The organism is Nitrosopumilus oxyclinae, assembly GCF_013407165.1.
GTDB classification, from domain to species: Archaea; Thermoproteota; Nitrososphaeria; order Nitrososphaerales; family Nitrosopumilaceae; genus Nitrosopumilus; species Nitrosopumilus oxyclinae.
In genome coordinates this window covers 256,231-282,231 of the sequence record NZ_CP026994.1, presented here as the reverse complement: position 1 = coordinate 282,231, position 26,001 = coordinate 256,231, and the positions used below count along the sequence as shown (strand labels likewise).

General features: G+C 34.7%; 29 protein-coding genes, 2 tRNA genes and 1 rRNA gene. 9 read left to right on the top strand and 23 right to left on the bottom strand.

What is annotated here, in order from left to right; all coding sequences use genetic code 11:
• Positions 1 to 13: 13 nt before the first annotated feature.
• The 4 genes from fsa to C5F49_RS01670 form a co-directional block, all read right to left on the bottom strand.
• On the bottom strand, positions 14 to 679 hold the full coding sequence (gene fsa / locus C5F49_RS01685) for a fructose-6-phosphate aldolase (protein WP_179363026.1): 666 nt from the start codon (positions 677 to 679) through the stop codon (positions 14 to 16).
• Complete coding sequence (locus tag C5F49_RS01680) at positions 676 to 1,650, bottom strand: transketolase family protein (protein ID WP_179363025.1); 975 nt, start codon at positions 1,648 to 1,650, stop codon at positions 676 to 678. The genes fsa and C5F49_RS01680 overlap by 4 nt, the downstream gene beginning before the upstream one ends.
• Entirely contained in the window at positions 1,647 to 3,314 is a 1,668-nt protein-coding gene (locus C5F49_RS01675; RefSeq protein ID WP_179363024.1) for a ribulose-phosphate 3-epimerase, read from the bottom strand. The genes C5F49_RS01680 and C5F49_RS01675 overlap by 4 nt, the downstream gene beginning before the upstream one ends.
• Before the next feature lie 92 nt (positions 3,315 to 3,406).
• On the bottom strand, positions 3,407 to 3,973 hold the full coding sequence (locus C5F49_RS01670) for a YkgJ family cysteine cluster protein (RefSeq protein ID WP_179363023.1): 567 nt from the start codon (positions 3,971 to 3,973) through the stop codon (positions 3,407 to 3,409).
• 67 nt (positions 3,974 to 4,040) lie between these two features.
• On the opposite strand from C5F49_RS01670, the gene C5F49_RS01665 reads away from it, so the two are divergent.
• Both C5F49_RS01665 and C5F49_RS01660 read left to right on the top strand, forming a co-directional pair.
• Positions 4,041 to 4,418 (top strand): hypothetical protein, encoded by a 378-nt coding sequence (locus tag C5F49_RS01665; protein ID WP_179363022.1) that lies wholly within the window; start codon positions 4,041 to 4,043, stop codon positions 4,416 to 4,418.
• A gap of 37 nt (positions 4,419 to 4,455) precedes the next feature.
• Complete coding sequence (locus tag C5F49_RS01660; RefSeq protein WP_179363021.1) at positions 4,456 to 5,925, top strand: leucyl aminopeptidase; 1,470 nt, start codon at positions 4,456 to 4,458, stop codon at positions 5,923 to 5,925.
• Positions 5,926 to 5,927: 2 nt separating this feature from the next.
• Here the strand turns inward: C5F49_RS01660 and C5F49_RS09660 are convergent, their stop codons facing one another.
• Together C5F49_RS09660 and rrf are read right to left on the bottom strand one after the other, a co-directional pair.
• Positions 5,928 to 6,056, bottom strand: coding sequence for a hypothetical protein (locus C5F49_RS09660; protein ID WP_281361119.1), 129 nt, complete (start codon positions 6,054 to 6,056; stop codon positions 5,928 to 5,930).
• Positions 6,057 to 6,112: 56 nt separating this feature from the next.
• Positions 6,113 to 6,232 (bottom strand): 5S ribosomal RNA (gene rrf, locus C5F49_RS01655).
• A 93-nt stretch (positions 6,233 to 6,325) separates the two neighbouring features.
• On the opposite strand from rrf, the gene C5F49_RS01650 reads away from it, so the two are divergent.
• Both C5F49_RS01650 and C5F49_RS01645 read left to right on the top strand, forming a co-directional pair.
• Positions 6,326 to 8,113 (top strand): ribosome biogenesis/translation initiation ATPase RLI, encoded by a 1,788-nt coding sequence (locus tag C5F49_RS01650; protein ID WP_179363575.1) that lies wholly within the window; start codon positions 6,326 to 6,328, stop codon positions 8,111 to 8,113.
• A 5-nt stretch (positions 8,114 to 8,118) separates the two neighbouring features.
• Positions 8,119 to 8,946 carry a class I SAM-dependent methyltransferase gene (locus C5F49_RS01645; RefSeq protein ID WP_179363574.1) on the top strand — a complete coding sequence of 276 codons (828 nt, stop codon included), beginning with the start codon at positions 8,119 to 8,121 and terminating at the stop codon, positions 8,944 to 8,946.
• Between the two features lies 1 nt (position 8,947).
• On the opposite strand, the gene C5F49_RS01640 is transcribed toward C5F49_RS01645, so the two are convergent.
• Complete coding sequence (locus C5F49_RS01640; protein WP_179363020.1) at positions 8,948 to 9,166, bottom strand: transcriptional regulator; 219 nt, start codon at positions 9,164 to 9,166, stop codon at positions 8,948 to 8,950.
• Positions 9,167 to 9,186: 20 nt separating this feature from the next.
• Entirely contained in the window at positions 9,187 to 9,696 is a 510-nt protein-coding gene (gene rimI / locus C5F49_RS01635) for a ribosomal protein S18-alanine N-acetyltransferase (RefSeq protein WP_179363019.1), read from the bottom strand.
• 73 nt (positions 9,697 to 9,769) lie between these two features.
• Here rimI and C5F49_RS01630 point away from each other — a divergent pair, with 73 nt between their 5' ends.
• Positions 9,770 to 10,879, top strand: coding sequence for a site-2 protease family protein (locus tag C5F49_RS01630; protein WP_179363018.1), 1,110 nt, complete (start codon positions 9,770 to 9,772; stop codon positions 10,877 to 10,879).
• Here C5F49_RS01630 and C5F49_RS01625 read toward each other — a convergent pair.
• Positions 10,871 to 11,953 carry a nickel-dependent lactate racemase family protein gene (locus C5F49_RS01625; RefSeq protein WP_179363017.1) on the bottom strand — a complete coding sequence of 361 codons (1,083 nt, stop codon included), beginning with the start codon at positions 11,951 to 11,953 and terminating at the stop codon, positions 10,871 to 10,873. The two genes, C5F49_RS01630 and C5F49_RS01625, sit on opposite strands and share 9 nt — an antisense overlap.
• 50 nt (positions 11,954 to 12,003) lie before the next feature.
• On the opposite strand from C5F49_RS01625, the gene pyrE reads away from it, so the two are divergent.
• Complete coding sequence (gene pyrE, locus C5F49_RS01620; RefSeq protein ID WP_179363016.1) at positions 12,004 to 12,609, top strand: orotate phosphoribosyltransferase; 606 nt, start codon at positions 12,004 to 12,006, stop codon at positions 12,607 to 12,609.
• Between the two features lie 111 nt (positions 12,610 to 12,720).
• On the opposite strand, the gene C5F49_RS01615 is transcribed toward pyrE, so the two are convergent.
• A tRNA-Ile gene (locus C5F49_RS01615) sits at positions 12,721 to 12,794 on the bottom strand.
• A 41-nt stretch (positions 12,795 to 12,835) separates the two neighbouring features.
• On the bottom strand, positions 12,836 to 13,468 hold the full coding sequence (locus tag C5F49_RS01610; RefSeq protein ID WP_179363015.1) for an iron-containing redox enzyme family protein: 633 nt from the start codon (positions 13,466 to 13,468) through the stop codon (positions 12,836 to 12,838).
• A gap of 80 nt (positions 13,469 to 13,548) precedes the next feature.
• Here C5F49_RS01610 and C5F49_RS01605 point away from each other — a divergent pair.
• Positions 13,549 to 13,627, top strand: a tRNA-Glu gene (locus tag C5F49_RS01605).
• A gap of 14 nt (positions 13,628 to 13,641) precedes the next feature.
• The gene (locus tag C5F49_RS01600) at positions 13,642 to 14,520 is read left to right on the top strand and encodes a polyprenyl synthetase family protein (protein ID WP_246275358.1); all 879 of its coding nucleotides are present in this window, start codon (positions 13,642 to 13,644) and stop codon (positions 14,518 to 14,520) included.
• On the opposite strand, the gene C5F49_RS01595 is transcribed toward C5F49_RS01600, so the two are convergent.
• Genes C5F49_RS01595 through C5F49_RS01545 form a run of 11 tightly spaced genes read right to left on the bottom strand, consistent with a single transcriptional unit; the run spans position 14,510 to position 24,862 of the window.
• The gene (locus C5F49_RS01595) at positions 14,510 to 15,994 is read right to left on the bottom strand and encodes an NADH-quinone oxidoreductase subunit N (RefSeq protein ID WP_179363014.1); all 1,485 of its coding nucleotides are present in this window, start codon (positions 15,992 to 15,994) and stop codon (positions 14,510 to 14,512) included. The two genes, C5F49_RS01600 and C5F49_RS01595, sit on opposite strands and share 11 nt — an antisense overlap.
• A 13-nt stretch (positions 15,995 to 16,007) precedes the next feature.
• Entirely contained in the window at positions 16,008 to 18,086 is a 2,079-nt protein-coding gene (locus C5F49_RS01590; protein ID WP_179363013.1) for an NADH-quinone oxidoreductase subunit 5 family protein, read from the bottom strand.
• Positions 18,087 to 18,089: 3 nt separating this feature from the next.
• Positions 18,090 to 19,643 carry a complex I subunit 4 family protein gene (locus tag C5F49_RS01585; RefSeq protein ID WP_179363012.1) on the bottom strand — a complete coding sequence of 518 codons (1,554 nt, stop codon included), beginning with the start codon at positions 19,641 to 19,643 and terminating at the stop codon, positions 18,090 to 18,092.
• Entirely contained in the window at positions 19,643 to 19,948 is a 306-nt protein-coding gene (gene nuoK / locus C5F49_RS01580) for an NADH-quinone oxidoreductase subunit NuoK (protein WP_179363011.1), read from the bottom strand. Before nuoK ends, C5F49_RS01585 begins: the two co-directional genes overlap by 1 nt.
• A complete protein-coding gene (locus tag C5F49_RS01575; protein ID WP_179363010.1) occupies positions 19,929 to 20,441 on the bottom strand; it encodes an NADH-quinone oxidoreductase subunit J family protein in 513 nt (170 codons plus the stop codon). The genes nuoK and C5F49_RS01575 overlap by 20 nt, the downstream gene beginning before the upstream one ends.
• On the bottom strand, positions 20,434 to 20,931 hold the full coding sequence (locus C5F49_RS01570; RefSeq protein ID WP_014964445.1) for an NADH-quinone oxidoreductase subunit I: 498 nt from the start codon (positions 20,929 to 20,931) through the stop codon (positions 20,434 to 20,436). The genes C5F49_RS01575 and C5F49_RS01570 overlap by 8 nt, the downstream gene beginning before the upstream one ends.
• Entirely contained in the window at positions 20,931 to 22,229 is a 1,299-nt protein-coding gene (gene nuoH / locus C5F49_RS01565) for an NADH-quinone oxidoreductase subunit NuoH (RefSeq protein WP_179363009.1), read from the bottom strand. Before nuoH ends, C5F49_RS01570 begins: the two co-directional genes overlap by 1 nt.
• The gene (locus C5F49_RS01560) at positions 22,230 to 23,366 is read right to left on the bottom strand and encodes an NADH-quinone oxidoreductase subunit D (protein WP_179363008.1); all 1,137 of its coding nucleotides are present in this window, start codon (positions 23,364 to 23,366) and stop codon (positions 22,230 to 22,232) included.
• Positions 23,367 to 23,368: 2 nt separating this feature from the next.
• Complete coding sequence (locus tag C5F49_RS01555; protein ID WP_179363007.1) at positions 23,369 to 23,965, bottom strand: NADH-quinone oxidoreductase subunit C; 597 nt, start codon at positions 23,963 to 23,965, stop codon at positions 23,369 to 23,371.
• Positions 23,965 to 24,489, bottom strand: coding sequence for an NADH-quinone oxidoreductase subunit B (locus C5F49_RS01550; RefSeq protein ID WP_179363006.1), 525 nt, complete (start codon positions 24,487 to 24,489; stop codon positions 23,965 to 23,967). Before C5F49_RS01550 ends, C5F49_RS01555 begins: the two co-directional genes overlap by 1 nt.
• A gap of 40 nt (positions 24,490 to 24,529) precedes the next feature.
• Entirely contained in the window at positions 24,530 to 24,862 is a 333-nt protein-coding gene (locus C5F49_RS01545; protein WP_179363572.1) for an NADH-quinone oxidoreductase subunit A, read from the bottom strand.
• 155 nt (positions 24,863 to 25,017) lie between these two features.
• Between C5F49_RS01545 and C5F49_RS01540 the strand changes: the two genes are divergently transcribed.
• Positions 25,018 to 25,482, top strand: coding sequence for a redoxin domain-containing protein (locus C5F49_RS01540; protein ID WP_179363005.1), 465 nt, complete (start codon positions 25,018 to 25,020; stop codon positions 25,480 to 25,482).
• 5 nt (positions 25,483 to 25,487) lie between these two features.
• On the opposite strand, the gene C5F49_RS01535 is transcribed toward C5F49_RS01540, so the two are convergent.
• Complete coding sequence (locus C5F49_RS01535; protein WP_179363004.1) at positions 25,488 to 26,000, bottom strand: acyl-CoA carboxylase biotin carboxyl carrier protein subunit; 513 nt, start codon at positions 25,998 to 26,000, stop codon at positions 25,488 to 25,490.
• Position 26,001 lies beyond the last annotated feature (1 nt).

Below are 26,001 nucleotides of genomic sequence, written 5' to 3'. Positions count from 1 at the left end.
TTTTTAATGATACCTAAATTTTGATATCAGGATTTCCAGACTTTAGCTTGTCCCAATCTGCAAGAAAATTATCCAATCCAATTTTTGTTAATGGATGCAACATCATTTTATCTAATACAGCAGGAGGTAATGTGACAACATCTGCACCAATTTTTGCTGCATCAACTACATGTACTGGATGACGAACACTTGCAACAAGAATTTGAGTTCCAAAATTATAATTTGAGAAAATTTCTTTAATTTCTTGAATCAATTTCATTCCATCTTGACCAATGTCATCTAATCTTCCAATGAATGGACTAACATATTTTGCTCCAGCTTTTGCAGCCAGTAAAGCTTGATTTGCAGAAAAGATTAGCGTAACATTAACAGGAATTCCTTCAGATGAAAATGATTTACAAGCTTTTAGACCATCAGGAGTCATAGGAACTTTAACAACAACGTTGTCTCCATATTGACGAAGACGTTTACCTTCTTCCATCATTCCAGAATATTCAATACTGACAACTTCTAAACTAACATCACCTTTGATAATTTTTGTAATTTCCTCCATAGCATCTTTTGGATTACCACCTTCCTTGAACATGAGTGATGGATTAGTTGTTATTCCATCTAACAAACCCATGTCATTGAATTTTCTTATGGCTTCAAGATTAGCAGTATCAAGAAAAATTTTCATAATTTTTTACTCCTAATTTCTTTAACTTGTTTTGCCATATTAAAAGATGTTATTCCATGTTTCTCCAAGAGTAATGGAACTTCATTATCACGTGCAGATTCACCAAACATATCCTGGGCTCCAATTCTTTTGATAGGTACTGGATAAGATTCTGAAACAGATTCTGCTACTGCTGAACCCATTCCACCAATAATATTATGTTCTTCAGTTGTTACAATACATCCAGTTTCTCTTGCTGCTTTTTCTAAAAGTTCATGGTCAATTGGTTTGATCGAAAACATATCTAAAACTCTACAAGAGATTCCTTCTTGTTGTAATGATTCAGCAGTTTCTAAAGCCATCCTAACTGTAATACCGCATGCTGCGATAGTGCAATCAGAACCATCCCTTAACGTAATTCCTTTTCCAATTTGAAATTCTTGAGAATCAGAATGGACAAGAGGTGTTTTTGATCTTGCCATCCTCATGTAAAATGGACCATATTCTCTAGCCATTAATTGAGTTAGTTTTGAGACGGCTACAGTGTCAGCAGGAATAAAAACTCGGAAATTGGGGATAACTCTCATTATAGCAATGTCTTCAATAGTTTGATGTGAACCTCCATCAGGACCTACTGACAAACCACCATGGGATGTAACTAATTTTACATTAAGGCCTTTTTTTCCTGGAGGTGATGGATATGCAACATTATTTCTAATTTGATCAACTGCCCTACCAGGTAAAAATATCGCATAAGTACTTGCAAAAGAAATTTTTCCAGAAGCGGCTAATCCTGCAGACATTGTAACTAGATTAGCTTCAGCAATACCTACATTAAAAAATCGATTTGGAAATTCGTTACCAAACCCTGAAGTTTTTAATGAATCAGTTGTATCTGCACCTAAAACAACAACGTTAGGATTTTCTTTTCCTAATTGAATTAAAGATTTAGAATATTCTGAACGCATGTCAGTCATTATTGGTTCATTCAAATGAATCCGGCCTCCTGTGCAATTTTTTTAATTTGTTCTTGTTTTTCACCAATTACATGTAATCCAATCCATTTGTTTACCAAGTCACTTCCACCAAGTTCATTTGCTTTTGCAAGTAGTTCATATCTTCTTGATTTTAAAACTTCATTTCTAAAATCTCTAATTGCAGCTCGAACATCTCGTTGACCAATGATTGCACCACCTCCAACAAAAGCGCGTGCGCCATCAGAAAATACTGAGCCAATATTTTCAAGATTAACCCCCCCATCAGCCTCAATATAGCCTGAAAAATTATGTTGTTTTAAAATAGAATTCAATCTTGTCATTTTTTCATGGGTTTCTTCAATGTATTTTTGACCAGATTTCCCAGGGACTACAGACATCACTATTAGTTGATCAAGAGATTGCAAAAATTTGTAAGACCATTCAGGTAATTCTGTGTCAGGGTTTATTGATAAACCCACACCTACCTGATTTTGTCTTAATACATCATGAATTTCTCCAAAACTAGATTCATCAGTCACTTCAGCATGAACAGTGATAATATCACTACCAGCATCAACATAGTCTTTCACATATTTTACAGGTTCAGTAATCATCAAGTGAGTGTCAAATGGAATTACTGTAAGAGGCCTTAGTTCTTTTATTTTATTATGATCAAATGTTTTTGTTGGAACAAATTGGCCATCCATCACATCAAGATGAATGTAATCTGCTCTACCAGTAACACATCGCTTAATTTCATTTTCTAAATTTGTCATATCTCCAGCAATAATGGATGGTGCAATCATAAATTGTGAATCCAATTCAAGATTAATTATTGGAACAACATCAGAGTCTGGGGCTTTGCCATGCCATTGTGGATTATCTTCCATGTGTTCAATAGATTTTCCTTTAATTGTTCTTGAGATGATTATAGTGGGAACTCCTTTTGTAGCATTGGCTTTCATAATAGCAGCATCAATTTGTTCAACGCGATGTCCATCAATTTCAATTACATTCCAACCAAATGATCTCCATTTATCACCAGTTTTCCAACGTGATGCATCTTTCCACATTTCAGAAATTTCTGAACCTTCTAAATTTTCATCCAGTGGCATAATTTTTTCAGTGTATGAATCCTGTTGAATGAAATTTCTATCAAGAAATGCTGTGAGATTATCAACTTTATATTTTGAAGCAGTCATTGCAGCTTCCCAAACTTGTCCTTCATCAGACTCTCCATCTCCAATGATAGTATAGACATGATGGTTTTTGGAATCAATTTTTGCTGCAAGTGCAATTCCAATAGAATACGACAATCCTGTGCCTAGAGAACCTCCACAAAATTCTACTCCAGGACATTTTAGATCTGGATGTCCTTGCAGTTTACTACCAAATTTTCGAAGTGTGTCAATTTCAGATTCTGGGAAATACCCTGCAACTGCCATATTAGAAAACAATCCAGGAGCAGCATGTCCTTTTGACAAAACTAATCGATCTCTATCATCCCATTGAGGATTGTCAGGATCAAATTTCAAATGTTTGTTAAATAAACATCCTAAAATTTCGGCCATAGAAAATGAACCGCCAGGATGACCAGATCCTGCAGCATTAGTTCCTCTAATTACTAATTTACGAGCTCGAAGAATATTTTTCTTAATTTGGTAATAGTTAAGCCCCATCTGCAACATTATCCTGATAAATTGAATAAAAATCTACTTCTAAAGAAAACCACTCATCCCAAAACTTCAAAGAGATAGGGATCATAATACAATTAAGATGTCAAAGAGAGTTCTACTTTTTCTAACATAAATTTCAAAAATGCAGCTAATGACTTTTTTGTTCCATGCTTTACATTCCACTCCTTAACAATTTCATCATAGAACTTCCACTCAGATTCATCTTTTTTAAGATGACTTACCATCATTTTCTCAAATTCTGCAAGATCCCAATCTACAGGGCACATTATATTGCTCATTTGAATTAATTTTCCATTTTTCATTGAAAACGGATATGATTTGCACACTCCTGGCTTGAAATCATTTACTGTACATCTAAAGACATCTTTAGTTTCTTCAAGAAATTCACATCCGCCTTTGTTTTGTTTCAAGGCAAGATCAATTAGACCTTCTTCCACCTGAATTCCAAGAGAATAATCTTTTGCACCATAAATCTCTAAGAATTTTTTAGGAGCCATTCCCAATCCAGTTGATAGTCTGTAAACATCATGAGCATTTACAAATATCACATATTCTTTACAACAATCAGTATGGCATGATACACAAGGGAATTCCCCAGTTTTAGTACGACTAGAATCAGGATCATCTACAATTAATGTCATAATAATCAAAATAAAATTCAGGTATTAAGTTTGTAAAATTTTAATTTGATCGTTACTCTAGAATATCATGGAAATTAATGAAAATATTCCAATTGTATTATTTGATAATCAGTGTTATTTATGCATGAAATTTGCTAATGCAGTTAATTTTTTTGCCAGAGGTAAAATAACAATGGTAGGACATTATTCAGAATTTGGAGAAAAAATTAGGAAAAGTGTTTTGGATGAATCAGCATTAGAAATGTTTTGGTTTATCAATCAAAAACGAGCATATGGAGGAAGAGCAGGTTTACTTCCATTAATAAAATCAATTTTATCTAAAAAAACAAGAAAATCACCAATGTCTAAAATTAATGATGAATGCCAACAAGATTGTAAAACAGTTAAAGCTGTATTTGTAAGATCTGCAAGTCTGATTACCAGAAGTAAGATAATAGATCTATAGTAAATCTAAATAATACTTTAAAAAAGAGAATTTCAATATGAAGATTAAAACTGAAAGTTCCGCTAAAAAGAGAACGAGTCTTCTATGTGGATTTGTATTAGAAAATTCTAACAAAGTTTTAGGATTACCAAAATTTGACAGTAAAACTACATCGGCAATTAATCAATCTCTAAAAGATATGGAAGGAAAATTAGGAAAATTCAGTATCGTTCCAATACCTGGAAAACCCATACAAAGAATCCTACTTGCAGGTATAGGAAAAAAAGAGAATCTATCGAAAGATACCATTAGATTTGTCTCAGGAAAAATTGCTCAAAAAGCAAGAGAGTTGAAATTATCAGAATTTTCAATCATATCACCCCCAAGTTTTGTAACAGACCCAATTTCTGCAGTATCTCAAATCATCGAAGGTACAAAAATGGCTCTTTACAAATTTGAAAAATTCAAGACGGAAAAAATTGAAACTTCTCCAAATCTTACCATCATTGTTTCAAAATCAGATAAAATTACAAAAGCTGTCAAAATATCTGAGATTGTTGCAAACGGTGCGATATTTACCAAAAGTATTGCCAATTTACCTCCAAACGAATGTACCCCTACAACATTAGCAAACTTTGCAAAAATTATGTCAAAGAAAAATAAAATGAAATGTAATATCATTTCAGAACCTGAATTAAAGAAAAAAGGATTCGGTGGTATTTCAGCAGTAGGTCAAGGAAGTAACAATCAACCAAAATTAATTATTCTAGAACATAATCGTGGTAGAAAAAATGACAAACCAATTGTCCTTGTAGGAAAAGCAGTGACATTTGATACAGGCGGTATTTCATTAAAACCAGGAGCAGCAATGGATGAAATGAAATTCGACAAGTGTGGTGGATGTACAGTATTAGGAATCATGAAATCCATTTCAGAATTAAAACTACCAATCAATGTTGTAGGTATTATTCCATCAGTTGAAAATATGCCAGGTGGAGAGTCATACAGACCAGGAGACATTATAAAATTATACAGTGGAAAAACAGCTGAAATTCTAAATACAGATGCAGAAGGAAGATTAATTTTAGCTGATGCACTATCGTATGGAGAAAAACACTATTCTCCAAAGGCAATTATTGATTTTGCTACGCTTACAGGTGCATGTATTGTAGCACTTGGAACCAATGTCGCAGCAATTGTATCAAATGATGAAAAACTAACAAAGAAGATCAACGAGTCTTCTAAAAGAACAACTGAAGAAGTCTGGGAATTACCATTGAATCAAGACTATATGGATATGATAAAATCAGATGTTGCAGATATGAAAAATATTGGAATCGGAAGAGCAGCTGGAACTATTACAGCAGCTGCATTTTTAAAAAATGCAATTGAAAAAACCCCATGGACACATATTGACATTGCAGGAGTTGCATGGACACAAACAGCCACAAAAGAAAAATCATACAATCCAAAAGGTGCGACAGGTTTTGGAGTGAGATTAATTTTAGATTATTTACAAAACTTATAGAATTAGTATCCTCTACTGTTTCTATCAGGTGTGCCAACATTTGGATTTCTCCAGCCATGTTTCTCCATCATATGATTTAGCAATCTGATATCATTATCACATGTTTCTCCACAAACAGAACAATTTGGCATATTGAATTCACATCAACCCAATTAATTCAATATTAAAAGATTGATTGAAAAGTAGAAAATGCCAGCACTGTTGCTTCCCAAGAGCTCTCGCATCTTAGTAGCACAACAGCGACATTAGGTTTGACTTCCAAGTTCGGAACGGGATTGGGTCGCACCCTAACGCTATGGCCGGCTTGAAATTTGATGTCAAATTCTCATCTATTAACGTAACGCCAATTTTAAAAAATGCTCAAAATAGGTATAAAGCAAAGAAAATACCGGATTACAACATGACTCACAGAGTAGCGGTTTTAGATCAAGATCTTTGTCAGCCACAAAAATGCGGTTTAGAATGCATAAAATATTGTCCAGTCAATAAATCTGGCGCAGAATGTGTTACTATTAACGAAGAATCAAAAAAGGCTCAGATTGATGAGGACATTTGTAATGGATGCGGGATTTGTGTCAAAGTGTGTCCTTTTGATGCCATAACAATCGTCAACTTAGCAAGTGAACTAGCTACTGATAAAATTCATCAATACGGGATGAACTCATTTCGACTTTACAAATTACCTACTCCAAAAAAAGGTGAAGTTGTAGGACTTTTGGGAAGAAATGGAATGGGGAAAAGTACAGTAGTCAACATCCTATCAGGAAATCTTAAACCAAATTTAGGTAGATATGAAAATCCACCTGAATGGGATGAGGTTTTAAAACATTACAGCGGAACAGAACTTAAACAACATTTTGAAAAGATTGAACAAAAACAAATTCGAGCTTCTATTAAACCACAACAAGTCCATCACATTGCCGAAGCATTTGATGGAACAGGAAAAGAATTACTAGACAAATATGATGAACGGGGAGTATCAAGAGAACTAATCAAAACGTTAGGGTTAGAAAACTCAATGGAACAAAGTTTGAAAGAACTAAGTGGTGGTGAATTACAAAGAATTGCAGTTGCAACAGCAGCATCAAAAGATACAGAATTTTACTTTTTTGACGAACCATCTTCATACAACGATGTTTTCCAAAGAACTGGTGTAGCAAGAGTAATACAAAATTTAGCTAAAATTGGAAAAAGTGTAATGGTGGTAGAACATGATTTAACATTGTTAGATTTTCTAAGTGACTATATCGAAGTGTTATATGGAGAACCTACAGCATATGGAATTGTTTCAGGTATCTTATCTACCAAAGTTGGAATCAATGTTTTTCTTGATGGGTATCTACCAAATGAAAATGTGAGATTTAGAGATAAGAAATTTTCTTTTGATGTATCATCTTCATCAACAGATATTTTTCAAGAAGGAAGTGATATTCTCACATATCCAAAACTAGAGAAAAAATATCCATCATTTTCAGTAACGATTGAGCCTGGAAGAGTAAGAAAAGGAGAGGTTTTAGGAATAATGGGAGCGAATGCACTTGGTAAAACAACTCTAATGAAAATGATTGCAGGAGTTGAAAAACCAGATTCTGGTAGTATTAGCAAAAAAATCAAGATAGCATACAAGCCACAATATCTCCAAAATGATCTTGATGTAGAAGTTATGTCAGTATTAGATCAAGCAAACGGAGGTCAAGTTGAAGGAAGTATGGAAGAAGAACAAATTCTAGATCCATTAAAGATAAAAAAATTATACAATAAATCTATCCAAAAACTTTCTGGAGGAGAATTGCAAAAAGTGGCAGTTGCATCATGTCTACTGCAAAAAGTTGATTTGTATGCATTAGATGAACCTTCAGCATTTTTAGATGTAGAGGATAGAATCGCCGTAGCAAAATTTTTACAAAAATTTGTACGCTCGTTTGGCAAGTCTGCGATTATTATTGATCACGATTTACAATTAATGGATTTAGTTTCAGATTCAATGATAATATTTGAAGGAGAATCAGGCTCTTCAGGGATTGCAACATCACCAATGCCAAAGCCTGATGCAATGAATAGATTTCTCAAATCATTAGACATGTCATTTAGAAGAGACGAGAAAAGTCTAAGACCTCGTGTAAATAAATTAGAAAGTAGATTAGATAAAGATCAAAAAACAAGTGGAAATTTCTACTACAAGCATTGACTCGAATGTTAAAAAAAGCATTAGAAAATGTGCTTACAGAAAAAGAAAGTGATGAATTAATTTCTGCTTTTGATCAGATAGGTGAAATAATTATTGTTAGAATTCCAGATTCACTCCTCTCAAAAAAGAAGATCATTGGAAAGGCATTGTTAGATGATGTAAAAATTGTAAGAAGTGTATTCTATCAATCTTCTGCTGTGAGTGGAGATTTTCGAACAAGAGATTTAGAAATTCTTGCAGGAGAAGACAATACAGAAACAGAATACAAGGAGTTTGGATGTAGATTCACAGTAGATGTTGAAAAGGCATTTTTTTCTCCCAGATTGTCTACAGAAAGGGAGAGAATTGCTAATTTGATTCAAAATGGGGAGGTGGTGACTAACATGTTTGCAGGGATTGGGATGTTTTCAATAATGGCTGCAAAGAAGAAAAAGTGCACAGTGTATAGTCTCGATATCAACCCAATTGCTTCAAAATTATGTGAGACAAATATTGAGTTAAACAAGCTTTTAGGAAATGTAATTTCAATTAATGGTGATGCATCAGAAATCATCAAAGAGCAATCGATAGATAAATCAGATAGAACATTGATGTTGTTACCTGAAAGATCAGATGAATTTTTACAATCAGCAATTGATACAACCAAAGATGGAGGCATCATTCATTATTATTCACATATTCATGCAGATAAAAAAACAGATGCAGGAAAACTTTCAGAAGAACATTATCTCCAAGTCACTCCAGTAAAATCTGAAATACTACATTCAAAAATTGTCAGAGCTGTTGGTCCAAGATATTATCAAACAGTTGTGGATGTTAAAATTTCTAAATAACTTAATCTTCAGAAGTAATAGAAGCAGGTGAAGGTTTAGTTGTCGCCATCACATATCCAATCCAAGCAATTACTCCTAAAATTCCACCTGCAATCATTAAAACAGATAGTTGTAGTACAATAGGACTCCATTCAGAGAGCATTAACAAATATGCATAAAGGAAAAAACTACCAATACATAAAACAAAAATTGTAACACCCATTCCTTTTCGTTTGTCCATGGCGAAGAATTTTTTGTGAGTTATTTATTGGTTTGAACTAATTCAATTGCCATAAGGTACGCATCCTCGCCATCTCGATAATAGGCGTTTAATTGTTGTCTAATTGCAAATCCCATTTTTTCATATAACCTGACAGCATCAGTATTACTACATCTTACTTCTAAATAGAATTCATCACATTTTCTTAACTTTACACCATTGACAGATTCTTCGACTAGTGCTTTTCCTATTCCTTTTCTTCGATGTTCTTCAACTACTGCAATAGATACAACATGCCCTTTTTTAACAAAACCTAATTTCTTAAAATTTGAAAAACCAAATTCTGTTTTACACATTATGTATCCAACATGTTTTCCACCGATTTCAGCAATAATGAAAGCCTCAGGTAACTCAGCAAGTAAACTTTCATAGAAATAATCTGAATAATGTTCAGGTAGAGTTTTTAGATTAATTTCCATAACAGAAATTAGATCGCTTGGTCCAGCTCTCCTAATATTACAATCCCCTAACTGTCTTAGGATTACTTGCATGATGGGGTATAGTTTTATCAATATTTAATTTTAAACCAAAAGACCATTTAATGGAAAAATTCATGTTAATTAGATGGAGGATCCTTCACAAGAAGATATTATTTCATTAGTTAACTCCATATTTCAGGTCAGTGATTTCACTAAAACTGAATTTTCATTAGAATTTAAAATTGAAGATATGAATTTCAAGTCAAAATTTGAAGGATTAGCAAGGAAATTAGAAGATATGAGATACGTATGCAAATTAGAAAAAATGGAAGAGGGAGGACTATATGTTATCATTCAAAAATTCCCCCCAAAGAAACAGAGAAGATGGATGAGTACATCATGGACTCCAAGAATATTGTTTGTGATTGTTATTTCATTTGTAATGGTAGATGGATACTATAGGACATCAGGTACAAATTCTATAATAGAAATTGGAGATCCATTAGAAATGGCAGCAGTGTATACATTGTCATTGCTAGGGATTTTAGGAATTCATGAGCTTGGTCATATTATTGCTGCAAAAGCACACGGTCTAAAAACAACCTGGCCGTATTTCATTCCAGGACTCCCAATTATTGGAATTCCAACTTTTGGGGCATTTATTCAGTCAAAAGGATTAACAATTAATCGAGAAATTTTATTCGATGTTGCTATTGCAGGCCCAATTGCAGGATTGGTTATTGCCATAATAGTTTCAATTTATGGTGCATATACTGCTCCAGTTTTAGATCCTGAAATTGCTGCAGGCTTATTTGAAGAATCTAGATTGATTGAATGGAATCAAGGAGAGCCATTATTGATGACTGCTAGTTTAGCATTATTTGGTAAGGGAGGATCAGGACATGAAGTAATCATGACACCAGTAATGTTTGCAGCATGGATTGGTTTCTTAATTACATTTTTGAATTTATTACCAGCATGGCAATTAGACGGAGGGCATATGGCAAGAACATTACTTGGAGTTAAACTTCACAAATATGCAACATATGGAAGTATGGCAATTCTTGTTTTGTTAAATTATTGGTTAATGGCACTTTTAATTTTGTTCATGAGTTCAAGGAATCCTAGCGCATCCCCGTTAGATGATGTCTCACCTTTATCAAGAAATAGAAAACTTGCATATCTAGGAATTATCGTATTAGCAGTTTTATGCGCACCTCTTCCAACAGAATTTTTGTCAGGTTTGCTACCTTAACAACAATCTTGCACCGTCAGTAACTACTGCAACTTTTTGACGAGGTCCTTGAGTTTTCAAAATATAATCCATAGAATATTTTATTCCCTGCATAGAAATCAAATTTAATTTCTTGGCATAAAATTCAGGTAAAATTGAAACCAATCCAATTTGAAAATTCTTTTGTATTTCTGAAAGAAACAATAAATTTTCCATTCCATCAATGTATTTTGTAGGATTTCGAAGCTGCTCTATAGTCAATCTATCTTCAATGTATTGCTGAAGGGCATCATTACCTAAACCACCTTTACATTCAGCAACTAAAATAGCAAGACCATCTTTTTTAATTGCGTTAGAGCAATTCCAAAGTGAAGAAAATGAATTTCCAAGATTATCATTACTTGCATCTTTTCCAGTGCTGATCACCATTGTTTTATGTTGACCCACATCTTTGATAGAATTTGATTCCAAAATTTTTGTTGACGCAATAGTTTCTGAAGGATGTCCTATTGAGAAATCAACAATCCCTTCAGAATTTGCAACTATCTCTATTCCTTGAATTTCAAAATTGTCTGCAAATTTTTTGGCTTCAGTTAAACTTTCAGGATATTGTCCAGGTGTAGGAAGATTGCCTTGTCTTTTGGCATATGCAGAAAGCATCGATTCTTGACCAAACTTTTTGATAAGACGTGTGGAAATAGTCTCATATCCAAATAATCCATTGAATTCCATCTCACCCATGAATACTAGATTTGAATTTGAAATGCCCAGATCATCAAATTCATTAATTGAACTTCCTTCAGGCAATCCAGATTTTACTAAATTTAGAATTTTTTTATCAGTTAGTATTTTTGGAAACGGTTTAGATTTTTGCTCGCATAATGTAAACAACGCAGAGATTAATTTTAGAATAGATTTAGAATTATGCAGTACGACAAGTTCCATTGGTTTTGACAAATCAAGAGTGTTTAATTTTTCATTGATCACCGAATCATCTAAAATTTTCCCCTCAGAATCAATTTTTTGCTCCAGATTTTCTGCCTTTATATCTAAAACAACATCAGTAATTCCATAATTTAACCAAATTTCAGGCATAATTATCTCTAAATACAAAACAAAATAAATCAAGTGTAGTTAACTTTTGTATGGAATTTGTAAAAGAGTTTGCAACCTTTTTGCATCAAAATGGCATCATAAAATTTGGTGACTTTACATTAGCCAGTGGAAAAAAGAGTTCGTATTATGTAGATTTGAGATTAGTCCCAAGTTATCCTATTGAATTTAGAAAAATGGTGAAATATCTTGAAAATGAGATTGGGCAAGATATTGGATTAGATAATTTTGATTCAATTGTGTCAGTACCTACAGGAGGTCTAGTAATTGCATCAGCATTGGCAATTGAAACCGTAAAACCGTTAATCTATGTAAGAAGCAAGCCAAAAGATTATGGAACATCAAAATCAGTCGAAGGGAAAATTCACGATAACATGAAAGTTGTAATGATCGATGATGTTGCAACCACGGGGGGTTCAGTAGTTAATGCCATCAAGTCTTTGAAAGAAGTAAACATCACAGTAAAAGATGCATATGTGATTGTAAATCGGATGGAGGGGGCTGATGAAGCATTGTTAGAATTAGGAGTTAAAATACACTCAATTCTAAATATTTTACAAATTACAGAGGCTTTGTTTGATCAAAATCTAATTGATGCAAACATCTTAGAAAAGGTAAAAAAACAAATCAACAAATGAGTTTTGGCTGCTCAGTCAAATGCCTTCCAATCATCAATTCAGATATAACTCTGATTCTTCATTGCGGCCAGATAATTTTTAATTCGCTCATTTTAAAACTAATGGAAATAATGGGCCCGAAGGGCTTCGATCCCTTGGCTCACCGGTTATGAGCCGGTTACTCTACCAAGCTGAGTTACGGGCCCTAAGCAAAGGAATTTTTTCTCAGGTTTAAAATGTTATGAGATTAGCAGTATTCTTCGTAGCAGCTATCAAGCAACAAGTTTTGTGCTGAAATTGATTTATCTGCAATTTCAATCAAAACACTAGAATCAATTGAGGATCTCTCCAAAATATTTCTCCAAGATGCGGCATGTCTAACGTCAGCTTCGGTGTGAAGTTTGAAGTATTCTGTAGCTTCATTACTAGTCATCCCATAAAATTCAGACAATCCATCAAGTTTTGTCTGACTGATTTTTGGGATTTCTTTTTCAAAGGCATACATTGCACATGCTCCTCCATCAAAAGTATCCATAAGTTGATTCAAATCAGATACAGCTTTTTGTGTTTTGTCAGTTCCAGAATATGAAATTAATTCATCTTTGGATATTCCTAGTTCGCCAGCAAAGGCAATCCATGGTTTAATATGATCAGATTCTTCTTGCTGGTTTTCAACTAATTCGCCAACTACTGCTTCAGAAGATTTTTCAATTATCGGAGTCATAAAGGATGGGACTGCTTTTACAAGTTGGAAATATTCTTTAGAATAACCTGCCAAAGATTCCTGGGTTAATTTTCCATCAGACCACATTTGGTAAAATGGGTGTTTTAGTAAACTTCTTTCTTCAATCATTTCGTCAATTTTCTTAATTATGTTCATGATACATCTCCACGAGAGCCAATAAAAAAATCTTTGTTGTTTACAAAAGATTTTATGGTCATAAAAAATAATTTTCATGGGTTCCAGTGGTGTAGACCGGTCAAGCATTTTGCCCTTTCAAGGCAAAGATCCCGGGTTCAAATCCCGGCTGGAGCACCAAGATTTATTTACGTATGGTAAAGTTTTTTGATCAGGCCATCTTGGACAGGAAAAATATCGAGATAAATCCTCTACTTGAAACTTATGGAAAGTATATTCAGCGAATTAATCAGGCTTTAGAAAATGAATTAGGAATCTATTCCGAATCAGAGTTCATTGAGCCTCTAAAATATTCCCTAGAAGGAGGAAAACGAATTAGGCCCATAATTTTGAATTTAGCCGCAGAGAGTGTAGGTAAAATTGATGAAAATGTACTTTCAGCATCATGTGCTGTTGAATTTCTTCATATGGAATCCATTATCCATGATGATATTATCGATAATGAAACAATGAGAAGGCAAAAAGAGCCATTCCACATAAAATATGGGTATAACACAAGCGTACTAACTGGAGATTTTGTTTTAGGATTAATTCTTGCAATATCATCTAGATTAGACAATGCTAGAATTACAAAAGATTTGGCTACCACTGCCATGCTAATGAGTGAAGGAGAAATGATTGAAGGTAGATTAGAAACTAGTGAGGATGTTACATTTGATGATTATCTAAAAGTAATTGAATACAAAACTGCAGTTGCATTTCAAGTTGCAGCAAGAATTGGTGGAATTATTGCAAATGGAACTGAAGAACAAATTGAAGCATTAACTGAATATGGTAAAAATCTTGGAATTGCATATCAAATTAGAGATGATTTGTTAGATTGGAAAAATGAGGACAAGTTATTCAATTTGTTAATCAAAAAAAGTTCTGATCCAAGAGACGTCTTTAACAAAATGGAAGAAATGTTAAAAGAGTATTCAGAAAAAGCAAGAACCGCATTAAGAAAAATTCCAGATAGCGATGCTAAAATTAATTTAGATAATTTAATTAAATTTACTTCGTTTAAGGCATAAAACCTAAACTAATTACTGGAGTTGCAAACTCTACAAATTTAATTAATGGTTCTGGATATACACCAAATCCTACCAAGAAGATTGTTGAAAATATCATTACAGCAATAATGGATTTTGGTTCTGCAACTCTCTTTTCGGTTTCTCCTTCAAAGTACATCTTTCTTGTAATCCAACCATAGTAAGCAAGTGATAATGCACTGTTAAGGACACCTGCAATTGCAAGCCATGGTGCCCACCATATTACAGAACTAGCATCTAAAGCACTACCAAACAACATCAATTTACTCCAGAATCCTGAAAGTGGAGGAATTCCTGCTAAAGCAAATAATGCAATAACTAATCCTAGTGCAGTGATAGGCATTCGTCTTCCAAGTCCCTTCAATTTATCAATATGTGTGACTGCAAGTGTTGTAATAATACCTGTAACTGCAATAAATGCAGCACCTTTCATTACTGCATGATTCATAATTTGATACAAAGAACCTTGTAAACCAAGTGAACTATGAGGTGCTACAGCAAGTCCTATCAAAATGTATCCTGCATGTGCAATACTAGAATATGCCAACATTCTTGAAATGTTCTTTTGCATAATTGCAGCAACATTTCCAATAGTCATTGTCATCACTGCAATAATTCCAAGAGCTAAAGTCCAATCAAGATTCAAAACAACCATTCCAAGAACAACAATTCTAATCGTTGCAGCAAAGCCCGCTTTTTTGGTTGCAGCAGCTAAGAGTGCAGTAATAGTTGGTGGAGCACCCTCATAGGTATCTGGAAGCCATTGATGAAAAGGTACAAGTCCCATTTTGAATCCAAATCCTGCAATAAACATTCCAACTGAAAGTAATGCAAGTGGCAGCATGGAAGGATCAAGTGTAGAATAACCTTGAATTACTTCTCCAATATTTGTAGAACCAGTTAATCCATAAGAAATTGAAATTCCGTAAACTATGATTGCAGAGGACAGTGCACCAAAGAGGAAATATTTTAGAGCGGCTTCATTGGAACTTGGATTCTTTTTCATATATCCAACTAAGATGTATGTTGGAATACTCATCAGCTCCCATGCAACAAATAACATTATCAAATCAGTAGAATATGCAACTAGAACCATACCAATTGTTGCCAGTAAAATTAGTGAATAGTAAACTGCTGGTGAGTTATGCTTTCGCATATAATTGAAAGAACCAACAGTTGTGAAAATAGCAACAATAAGCATTGCAATTGCAAAGAATCCACCAAATGCATCATCAACAATTACATCTTCAGAAAATAGTGCAGATGATGCAATGTTTTCGGCATAAAATTGGTATCCAACATATCCCATAGATACAATTAATGCTGCAAATGCAATTACTGCATAAAATGAATTTGAGCCTTGTTCTTTTCTTGCAATGCTGATTATTGGCAAAAGAATTCCGACAGTTCCCAAAATTGCAATTAATACCAATGGAGTTGAAGTAATTTCTAACATTTCATCATCTCTCCTATATCAATAATATCAGGACTACGAATAGTAATCCTGCTCCAAATACGAATAGATATGATTGTGAGACACCAGTTTGCGTTCCTTGAACGACTTTAGCGCTCCATCCAACTGCTTTTTGGACTCCAGCATTCATACCGTAATCGATAGCTGTCTTTTCAAAGTATCGGAAAACTCCTCTTGCAAGCCATAGAGGGGCTACAACAAAGCACCAGTATACCATTGCGTTAAGATACCATCTGTTTAAGAAAAGTTTGTGAATTGCATAGAAGACAATATTTGAATTGACAAATTTCACAGGATCTACCCATCTTCCAATATAAAATATGTAACCTAGACCAATTCCTGTAGCAAACGCTACCAAGGATGAACCAAGTGCAACTGGATTAAGTCCTTGCAAGAATTCAGGTAAAATTGATGCTTCATTTGCTACATGTGCTGAGTGAATACCAAATGAGTGTTCCAAGTAATCAGTGAACAAGTGATGAAGTCCTTCTTCAGCAGATAATCCAATCAAACCAATTCCAATTGTGAGTACTGCAAGAATTCCATATGGAATCCACATTGACATTGGTGCTTCATGAATATGATGTCCTTCTTCCTCCATTTTTTCAATGTGTTTACTCTTCTTTCCAAAGAAGACTAGTCCAATCATTCTTGTTGTATAAAATGCAGTGATAACAGCAGTTAGAACAGCGATAATGTATAATGGCATTGCCCATTCATTTCCAGATGTATAGACTGCAGCAAAGATTGCATCCTTACTCCAGAAACCTGTTGTGATAAATGGTGCACCCATTAAACCAAGACCGGCAGCCCACATGAACACATAAGTTTTCTTCATTTGTTTTCTTAAACCACCCATATCGCTCATGAATCTAGAGCCAACAATATGTAACAAAGAACCGGCTGCCATGAACAATGAAGCCTTGAACATTGCATGAGAAATTAAATGGAAAAATCCTGCAGTATAACCATCAACATATTGATGAGACAATCCTGCAACACCTAATGCCATCATCATATAACCAATTTGAGAACCAGTAGAATATGCAAGAACTTTCTTTATTTCATTATTCACCATACCTTGTGTTGCAAGTAATAATGCAGTAATTGCACCAACCCAGGCAATTATCTCAAAGAATTGATCAGCCATAATTCCTGCAGCACCTAATGCAAAAACAAGTGGACCAATTCTTGCCACCAAGAAAACACCTGCTTTAACCATAGTTGCTGCGTGAATTAATGCAGAAACTGCAGTAGGACCAGTCATTGCTTCTAACAACCACTCGTTTAGTGGGAATTGAGCTGATTTTCCTATGGCACCTCCAAATAATAAAACAAATGCAGGGACTAATAGTCCCTGAGCAGCCATATTAGTTGCCCATTGAGTTTCACCCATTAATTCCTTAAAGCCAAAAGTGCCAGCAAACAAGAATATCAAAAGCATACCAGCAATCATCATTACATCACCAACTTTTGTCATGATGAATGCCTTCATTCCTGCATGAGTTGGAGCATAGTAATCTAACATACCAAGAACAGTTCTACCTTCAACACCGACATGATCCTTCTTTTTATCACGATACCAAAAGCTAATCAAAGCATATGATGCAAGTCCTACACCTTCCCATCCAAAGAATACTTGTAACAAGTTATCAGATAGTACAATTAACTGCATTGAACCAATAAAGAACAACATCCAAAACCAAAATCTTGTAATGTCTTTGTCACCTTTCATGTATCCGGTACTGTAAATCATAATGAGGAATGAAATCCAACTAACCACATTTGCCATTATTATTGAAAGTGGATCTGCCAAAACTCCAGCTTTGAGACCAATTGCCTCAATCCACATTATCTGATCATGGATTTCGTGTGCCTCCAAAGCCATTGGAAGAAGTGATGCTGCAGATAATGCACTCATCAAAGCAAATGCTACTGCAACATAACCAGTTGCATGTTTTGATAGTTTACCAACTCCCGGAATAATCATTGCTGCTACAAATGGTAAAATCCAAACTAACCAAGCACTTGCGGCTCCAACTTCAAATGGTAATCCTAAAGCTTCTGTTGCCATAATCTAAACTCCCAACACTCCATTCATGTATGGAATTATTGTCTTCAAGAAAATATCTGGATAAATTCCAACCACAATTGAAAATCCTGCCAACACCATCATTGGTGCTGTCATATACCAACTTCCTTCTTTAACATGTTCAAGATGTTCTGGAGTCTTTCCAAAGAATACGCGTTTTAGCATCCACAACATGTAAGACATTGTAAGAGCTGTTGCAACTAGTCCTAGACCAAATGTTACTGCTCTAAGTGTTGAACCCTCTTCAATGGCAGTCTCTAAAGCACCGAAAAATAGAATCCACTCTCCCATGAAACCGCTTGTTGGTGGAACACCCATAATTGTTAATGCACCAATAACTGCACATACTGCAGTGATTGGCATTTTTCCTGCTAATCCTCCAAGTTTAGAGATACTTCTAGTTCCAACTTTAACAATAATAATTCCAGCCATCATGAAGAGAATTCCTTTACCAATGGCGTGTGTTACATACATCATCTCAGCACCTGCAAGACCAAGTACAGATATTGAACCAATACCAAATAGGATGTAACCCATCTGACTAATACTAGAATATGCAAGCATGCGTTTCAAATCATCTTGCATCAGTGCCATGGCACCACCGTAAATCATTGTAACAAGACCCCAGATATGGAACCATATTGCAAGATCTGCAAATGTTGAAGGCAAAAATTCTACAATTAATCTGAAAATACCATAAGCACCAATTCCAATCATGGCAGGGGACAATAATGCACTGATTGGTGTAGGTGCAGAACCGTGAACATATGGAAGCCAGATATGGAACATAAAGACTGCCAGTTTTACACCAAGGCCTATTGAAATTGCAACTGCAGATAACATGAGAATATCTTCAGGGATTTCTGATTCATTGATATCTGCAAAATCAAAACTGCCAATGGAAAGACCAATCATCAAAAATCCTAATAGTAAAACTACTGCACCAGCATGAGTCCAAAATAAGAACATTAAACCAATCTTTCTTCTTGGTCCATCACCCCAAAGTGCAACTAAGAAGAAACCTGGAATTAACATAACCTCAAAGAATACATAAAATTCAATTAGATTAGTTGAAAGAACAGTTCCAAGCATACCCATTGCAAATACAAGATATAGTGCAAAGTAAAGTCCAGATTTAGCATTCACATAATTTGTAAGAGAAGATGATTCAATGATAGATGTTTGACCACCAGCAGATGAAACAATTTTCTTTTCTTCTTCAAATTGTTCGTGGAATTTATGAATCATGTATGGTTTTGAATAAATTGCCAATATTGTAGATAAAACATAAATCAGTATTGCAAATGGTGATGCCAATCCATCTAACAAGAAACCAAATTCTCCAAATTGTTCAGTCCATGGATAGTGTTCCTCTACTGTTCCAGAAAGTGCTGCATTGATTACAAGAATTGTAGTGTATAACAGAATTGCAAATGTAAACCACATTGCAGGGGTAGGTCCTACTTTTCTTCCAAGAATATATGCTACTGGAGATAAAAGTAACGGTAAGAAAACTGCCTGTAATAATGCGTATTCCATTATCCCTTCAAGCTCCTAAAGTCTGCAATATCGACATTTTGATACATACGATAAGCTACGATGATTAACGATAATCCCACTGCCACTTCTGCTGCAGCAATTGCAATTGAAAATAATGCCATAGTTTGACCACCACTATGTGGTAAGAATCTACCAAATGCAACAATGTTCAAGTTTGCGGCATTGATAATAATTTCAACTGCAAAAAGCATTCGAATAAAATTACGTTTTACTGCAAGACCATAGATTCCTATGCCAAGTAAGGCAACAGATACTAAAGTAAAATCAATTAGCTCGCTGGTCATTCTCCACATCCTCTCGTTTTGCTAAAACTAATGCACCAGTTACAGATCCTGCAAGAAGTAATCCCATCAAGATTAATGCTGGCCAGTAGTAAGTTACAAAGTCAATTCCAATATCTCTAAAGTCTGGAGCAGGTTCATCAGTAGTTATTGTTTTGATTCCAGAATCTAAGAACACCGCACCTAATGAAACCATAATTATTAGCATCAAACCAATTCCTGCAAATTTTCTTCTTTTATCCTCAATTTTTTTGAAGATTAATTCTCTTTTTACTAACATCACAGTAAATAAAATTAGAACAGCAATAGAGCCTACGTAAACTGCTATTTGGAATAATGCAACAAATGGTGCATCAAGTAAGAAAAAGAATCCTGCAATACCACCTAAAGTTCCCATCAAAGCAATGGAACCATAAATCAATGATCTCATTTCAAGTGCTGCAATGGCAGAACCAATTGTAATTACAGTTAATGCAAGAAATGCGGCATCAGCCATGTGTTGCACCTCTATCAGAAATTTGTATTTCACTGTCTTGTGCAACATATGGTTTGACTTGTAATTGAGCAGGAGTATAGATTAGACCTTCTTTTGAAAATGAAGATAATTCATAATCATTTGTCATGTAAAGTGCATAAAATGGACATGCATCAACACAAAGACCACAAAAAACACATTTTCCATAATCAATTTGTGGCATGATTGATTTTTTATTTTGTTTTTGTTCTTCTGGGACTTTTACCATTGCAATAGCTTCTGCAACACCTTCACATGCAATTGAACATAATTGACATCCAGTACAATGATCATGGAATAGCATATGACGTCCTTTGAGTCCTGCAATACCAACACCTGTAGATGGATCAAACTGATAACCGTCACCTACAAACTTTAGTTTTTCTTCAGGATAACGAAGAGTGAATCTCTTGGTTGCAATATGTTTAATTCCAGAATTTAATGCACGAATAATACCAGTTGCAGTTCCCATTATTGTAATCCTCCTGGTCCTAGCACTCCAGCGTAAAGCAATCCAAGTGCAATAAAGATGTTAACGAAAGCTAGCCCAATTAATTTGCTCCATCCAAGACTCAATAACATATCAACTCTAATTCTTGGGAAAACACCTCTTGGTAATAATATGAAAAAGATGACACCAACAGTTTTTAGAACAAACCAAAGTGTGCCATTAAGCATTTCTTGATCAAATAATGGCAATCCAGGGAATGGACCTACAGTGACAGGGCCCATTTCAATTCCGGTAAGAAGTTCTTCTGGGAATGGAGGTACCACCATTGGGCCATTCCAGCCACCAAGGAAAAGTACTACAAACAGACCTGCAAACGCATAAAGTTTCAGATATGTTCCTAATTGGACAAGTCCATACATCATTCCAGATAACTCAGTTAGCCATCCAGCGACGATTTCACTTTCAGCCTCTGGCAAATCAAATGGTATTCTTTCTAATTCTGCAAGCATTGTGATAAAGAATACGATAGCTCCAACTGGTAAAAATACAATCCATGGGAAACTAGATTGACTTGCAGCAATTTCAGAGAGATTAAGAGATCCAGTTAACATCACCACACCCAACAAAGATAGAATTAATGGAATTTCAAATGAGACCATTTGGAATAAAGCCCTGATACCACCAATGAATGGGAATTTACTATTTGCAGACCATGCAGAAAGAATTGTAATGATTGGGAAGAATCCAATAACGGCAAAAACACCAAGTAAGCCCATCTCTACATCAGCAACCACCCAACCAGGAGCTACAGGAATGAATGCGACAAATGCGGCAGCTGTAGCTACAAAGAGTACTGGTGCTGCCCAGAAAATTGGTTTGTCAGCTTTTGCTGGAATAATAATTTCTTTTGAGATTAATTTTAAACCATCACCCATTAATTGTAAGATACCTTCAAACTTTCCACAATAGAATGGACCAACTCTTAATTGTAATTTTGCAAGCATTTTTCTTTCAACAAAGATTGTAGCAGCAGCTAATAATGCTGCAAATCCAAATCCAGGAAATGCCATTACTCTAAAGATATCAGTTGACATGAATGCTTTAACAACAGGAAGTATACGTGTCGGATCCGCCATCCAAGTAAATGCAAGGAATGGAGTAAGTAACTCACCATCAATTACTGGCATCTCAATTACAAACAGGATCATCATAATTGCTGGAAGACCAACTAAGACAACAATTAGTATTATCCAAAATATATTATCAAGTAATGATTTTACAAACTCACTTAGTTTGAAATTTGGTGCAATAACTGACATTTATCGGTCTGCCTCCACTGGCCAATAATTTAGACTCCAATAAACTGATGGCATGTTACCTAGTTTTTCTCCTTTGAGAAGATTTGGTAATGCAATCAGATTTCTAAAAGATGGGACACTCAACTTTACTCTGTATGGTTCTGCTTTAGCATCAGATACAATATAGCAACCTAAAGAGCCTCTACCAGACTCTACACGCTTGTAAACAGATTCAAGTCCTTTGGTTTTTGGATTTGGTTTTAGTTTTACTCTAACTGAGCCTGACTTTGGCATTTTTTGTAATGCTTGTCTAATAATATTACAACTTTCTAACATGTCAAGCCATGGAATTTTAGATCTTGCATAAGAATCACCTTCTTTCATTACGTTGGTATGAACATCTAATTCATCATAGACATCATATGGTTCCTTTACTCTAAGATCATAATCAACACCACTGGCTCGAAGTACAGAGCCGGTTGTTCCATATCGAATTGCATCCTGTTTTGATAAAACACCAGTATCTCTAGTTCTTGCAATGAGAATAGGGTTATCATAAAAGATTGCTGCATATTCTTTGATACGTTTTTCAAAATAGTTTACTTGTCGTAAACAGACATCTTCAAAGTTTGGTGGTAAATCATTTCTAACTCCACCTGGAACAAAATGTGCATGTGTTACTCTAGCACCAGTCATTTTTTCCATAAGATCAATTAAGAGTTCACGATCTCCTGCGGGCCACATAAACATTGTAGAGTGACCCAAAAAGATTCCATAAATTGCAAGCCAGTACATGATGTAGATACATCGGTTTAATTCAGATGCAATTACTCTAACATATTTTGCCCGTTCTGGAACTTCGATTCCAAGTAATTCTTCTGCTCCCAAAACATATGGATAAAGTACATTACATGAATCATGAATTACAGGTCTTTCTAAGTGAGGAATATTTGTAATGTAGTTTCTATATTCAGCCATCTTTTCCTCACCACGATGTACATACCCTGGATCTGGATCACATCCAACAATGTAATCGCCATCAATTTGAACAATAATTCTCATGTGACCTGAACCTGGATGTTGTGGTCCAACATTGAGAGTCATTATTCTCTCGTCAACTTTTTGGAGTGCTAATCCAGGAGGTAAAATAAAAGTCATCTCTATCTACCTTTTATTGCAAAGTCCTTTCGAAGTGGAGGTAAGTCTGCCCAATCTTCTGGCAAAAGTAATCGTCTATTATCAGGATGTCCTTCAAAGAAAACTCCAAACATTTCAAAAACTTCTCTTTCATGAAATTCTACACTGTAAAATATATCTCTAAGAGTTGGAAGACGAGTTGCATCATTTCCAGGGATTGGGTTAGTTTCTCTAGGAGCCCTAGTAGCTAAGACTAGAATTTGTCTGGCTAAAGAAGAGTCAGTGTAAGAGCCAATATGATAAACTACTTCAATTTCATTATCTTGAGGGTAATCAACGCCTGAAACAGATTCAACGTGATCATAGTTTAGAGCATCACGAATGAATTCAGCAACATCATGAACATTTTCTTTTCCAACATTAATTCTCACTCTATCTTCTTTTACAAATCCAACTTCTATTTTATCTCCAAATTTTTCAACTATTTTATCTGAAATACTTTTTTCAAATGCTGGTAACTCTACAGGTGCTGCTTCGGGTTTCTTTGGTGCAGGTTTTGGTGGAGGTGATTTAACTTCAGGCTTAGCATCTGTAGGAGGATTTTCTGTTTCAGTACTCATTATACAAACTTCCTAGCCTTCATTCTCTTAATTTTTTCTTGCAATAACATACATCCTTGGATAAGAGTTTCAGGTCTAGGTGGGCAACCTGGAACATAGACATCAACTGGAATAACTCCATCAATTCCTGGAAGTACATTGTATGAATCAAAATACAAACCTCCAGTAATTGCACAAGCTCCCATAGCAATTACATACTTTGGTTCTGGCATTTGATCATAAACTAATCTGAGACGTGGTGCCATTTTTCTTGTAATGGTTCCTTGTACAACTACAAGATCACATTGTCTTAGTGAACCAAATGCTTCAATGATACCAAATCTTTCAACATCATATCGTGGACTTGATGCTGCACCAAATTCTACACTGCAACAAGCTGTTTCAATGTGAACAGGCCAGAGTGACCAAATTCTACCCCAGTTAATGGCATAGCCCAATGGTTTATCAATTGCTTTTTCTAAAATGTCTCCTAACTTTCCGATAAAGACATTTGCGTTTTCTGGTGTAACTAAATCTTTAAGCAATTTTATCCCTTATCCTCGTAAATACAATTTATATAAAAAACTACCATATTCTTCGTCTCCCAGATTGATACAAAGCAAATGCCATTGCTCCAAACATAATAGCTAAAAATCCCATCATCGGCAAAGTTGCCATCTTTGGAATTTCCAATAGTGCACTACCCCATGCATACAAGAAAATTGCCATCACATCAAATACTACAAACATCAGAATATACGGGTAATACTGCATCATGAAATGAGTTCTACCTTCACCTGTTGGAACTTGTCCACATTCCATTGGGAGGAATTTTACTGGATTACTTCTCTTTCGTGGAGAAATCATTCTTGAAATAATTAAAGCTGGAGCCATTGCTACTACGGCAAAGCCAAACATCAATACAACGGTACTATAATTGCCCGCTAATTCCCCGACCAATTTAGCTTTTCACTCCAATTTTTGTATAAAAAGGTATGTTTCGTTTTTGAGATCAATTTTTGAAAAAAATTATTTTTGAAAAGAACTTAATAGGATAACGTCAAATTGCGATCATGACATTAAATGTAGGAGACATCGCTCCAGGTTTTGAACTTGCAGACACCGAATTAAAAATGAGGAATTTGGATGAATTTAAAGGCGGAAAAATAGTATTATCATTCATAGTTGCAGCAAGTTCTCCTGTATGTGAAGTTGAACTTTGTTCATTTAGAGATTCTTGGAAAGAAATTTCAAATTTAGGAGCTAAAGTCATAGCAATTAGTAATGACGGTCCATTTGCAAACAAGGCTTTTGCAGAAAAAAACAACTTTAACTTTCCATTATTAGCAGATTATACCAGTAAAACAATTCGAGATTACGATATTTTGATGCCTGATTTACTTCACATTAAAGATTACAATGCTGCAAAGCGTTCAGTTTTCATTATCAATGAAGATGGAAAAATTGGTTACAAATGGGTTTCAGAAGATCCATTAAAAGAACCAAACTATGAAGAAATTAAAAATTTCTTAAAATAAAAAATCTATTCTATTTCTGCAACAACATCGCCTTTAGCAACAGTTGCAGCTTCTTTAACTTTAATTGCTTTTACAACTCCATCTTTGTGTGCTTTGACAGAAACTTGCATTTTCATTGATTCTAAAGTACAAACGACATCTCCCTTCTTTACAGAATCTCCTTCTGCAATTGCAATAGATACAACTTTGCCTGGAATTTGACTCTTCAAAGCCAATTGTTCATTACCTGCACCTGCACCACCAGAGTGTTTGTAAACTACTTCATCAAAGTGAGTGTGTCGATTAATTACAATTGGGATATTATCAACAACAATATTCATTTCGTTAGTTGATTGTTCTAAATATTTGGCCTTGTGATATTTTTGATCTAGAATGAATTCAATTCCAGATGAATTCATATTAATAATTTTTAATTTATGTTCATCATCATTAATTTTAATCACATAGTCATTATTACCAAGATTTTCAACAATCTTTCCTTCAAATGATTTTTCAATGTCTGTAATTTTATAATCCATT

Coding starts and splice junctions, on each gene's coding strand:
- C5F49_RS01575 (WP_179363010.1), bottom strand. CDS start 20,441: ATGGCTGATGCCGCATTTCTTGCATTAACTGTAATTACAATTGGTTCT.
- C5F49_RS01660 (WP_179363021.1), top strand. CDS start 4,456: ATGAAGATTAAAACTGAAAGTTCCGCTAAAAAGAGAACGAGTCTTCTA.
- rimI (WP_179363019.1), bottom strand. CDS start 9,696: ATGCAAGTAATCCTAAGACAGTTAGGGGATTGTAATATTAGGAGAGCT.
- C5F49_RS01645 (WP_179363574.1), top strand. CDS start 8,119: ATGTTAAAAAAAGCATTAGAAAATGTGCTTACAGAAAAAGAAAGTGAT.
- C5F49_RS01560 (WP_179363008.1), bottom strand. CDS start 23,366: ATGACTTTTATTTTACCTCCTGGATTAGCACTCCAAAAAGTTGACGAG.
- C5F49_RS01665 (WP_179363022.1), top strand. CDS start 4,041: ATGGAAATTAATGAAAATATTCCAATTGTATTATTTGATAATCAGTGT.
- C5F49_RS01540 (WP_179363005.1), top strand. CDS start 25,018: ATGACATTAAATGTAGGAGACATCGCTCCAGGTTTTGAACTTGCAGAC.
- C5F49_RS01595 (WP_179363014.1), bottom strand. CDS start 15,994: ATGTTAGAAATTACTTCAACTCCATTGGTATTAATTGCAATTTTGGGA.
- C5F49_RS01640 (WP_179363020.1), bottom strand. CDS start 9,166: ATGGACAAACGAAAAGGAATGGGTGTTACAATTTTTGTTTTATGTATT.
- C5F49_RS01610 (WP_179363015.1), bottom strand. CDS start 13,468: ATGAACATAATTAAGAAAATTGACGAAATGATTGAAGAAAGAAGTTTA.
- C5F49_RS01535 (WP_179363004.1), bottom strand. CDS start 26,000: ATGGATTATAAAATTACAGACATTGAAAAATCATTTGAAGGAAAGATT.
- C5F49_RS01590 (WP_179363013.1), bottom strand. CDS start 18,086: ATGGCAACAGAAGCTTTAGGATTACCATTTGAAGTTGGAGCCGCAAGT.
- C5F49_RS09660 (WP_281361119.1), bottom strand. CDS start 6,056: ATGCCAAATTGTTCTGTTTGTGGAGAAACATGTGATAATGATATCAGA.
- C5F49_RS01625 (WP_179363017.1), bottom strand. CDS start 11,953: ATGCCTGAAATTTGGTTAAATTATGGAATTACTGATGTTGTTTTAGAT.
- C5F49_RS01630 (WP_179363018.1), top strand. CDS start 9,770: ATGGAGGATCCTTCACAAGAAGATATTATTTCATTAGTTAACTCCATA.
- nuoH (WP_179363009.1), bottom strand. CDS start 22,229: ATGTCAGTTATTGCACCAAATTTCAAACTAAGTGAGTTTGTAAAATCA.
- C5F49_RS01585 (WP_179363012.1), bottom strand. CDS start 19,643: ATGGAATACGCATTATTACAGGCAGTTTTCTTACCGTTACTTTTATCT.
- pyrE (WP_179363016.1), top strand. CDS start 12,004: ATGGAATTTGTAAAAGAGTTTGCAACCTTTTTGCATCAAAATGGCATC.
- C5F49_RS01545 (WP_179363572.1), bottom strand. CDS start 24,862: ATGTTTGGCTTTGCCGTAGTAGCAATGGCTCCAGCTTTAATTATTTCA.
- C5F49_RS01555 (WP_179363007.1), bottom strand. CDS start 23,965: ATGAGTACTGAAACAGAAAATCCTCCTACAGATGCTAAGCCTGAAGTT.
- fsa (WP_179363026.1), bottom strand. CDS start 679: ATGAAAATTTTTCTTGATACTGCTAATCTTGAAGCCATAAGAAAATTC.
- C5F49_RS01600 (WP_246275358.1), top strand. CDS start 13,642: ATGGTAAAGTTTTTTGATCAGGCCATCTTGGACAGGAAAAATATCGAG.
- nuoK (WP_179363011.1), bottom strand. CDS start 19,948: ATGACCAGCGAGCTAATTGATTTTACTTTAGTATCTGTTGCCTTACTT.
- C5F49_RS01670 (WP_179363023.1), bottom strand. CDS start 3,973: ATGACATTAATTGTAGATGATCCTGATTCTAGTCGTACTAAAACTGGG.
- C5F49_RS01675 (WP_179363024.1), bottom strand. CDS start 3,314: ATGGGGCTTAACTATTACCAAATTAAGAAAAATATTCTTCGAGCTCGT.
- C5F49_RS01650 (WP_179363575.1), top strand. CDS start 6,326: ATGACTCACAGAGTAGCGGTTTTAGATCAAGATCTTTGTCAGCCACAA.
- C5F49_RS01570 (WP_014964445.1), bottom strand. CDS start 20,931: ATGGGAACTGCAACTGGTATTATTCGTGCATTAAATTCTGGAATTAAA.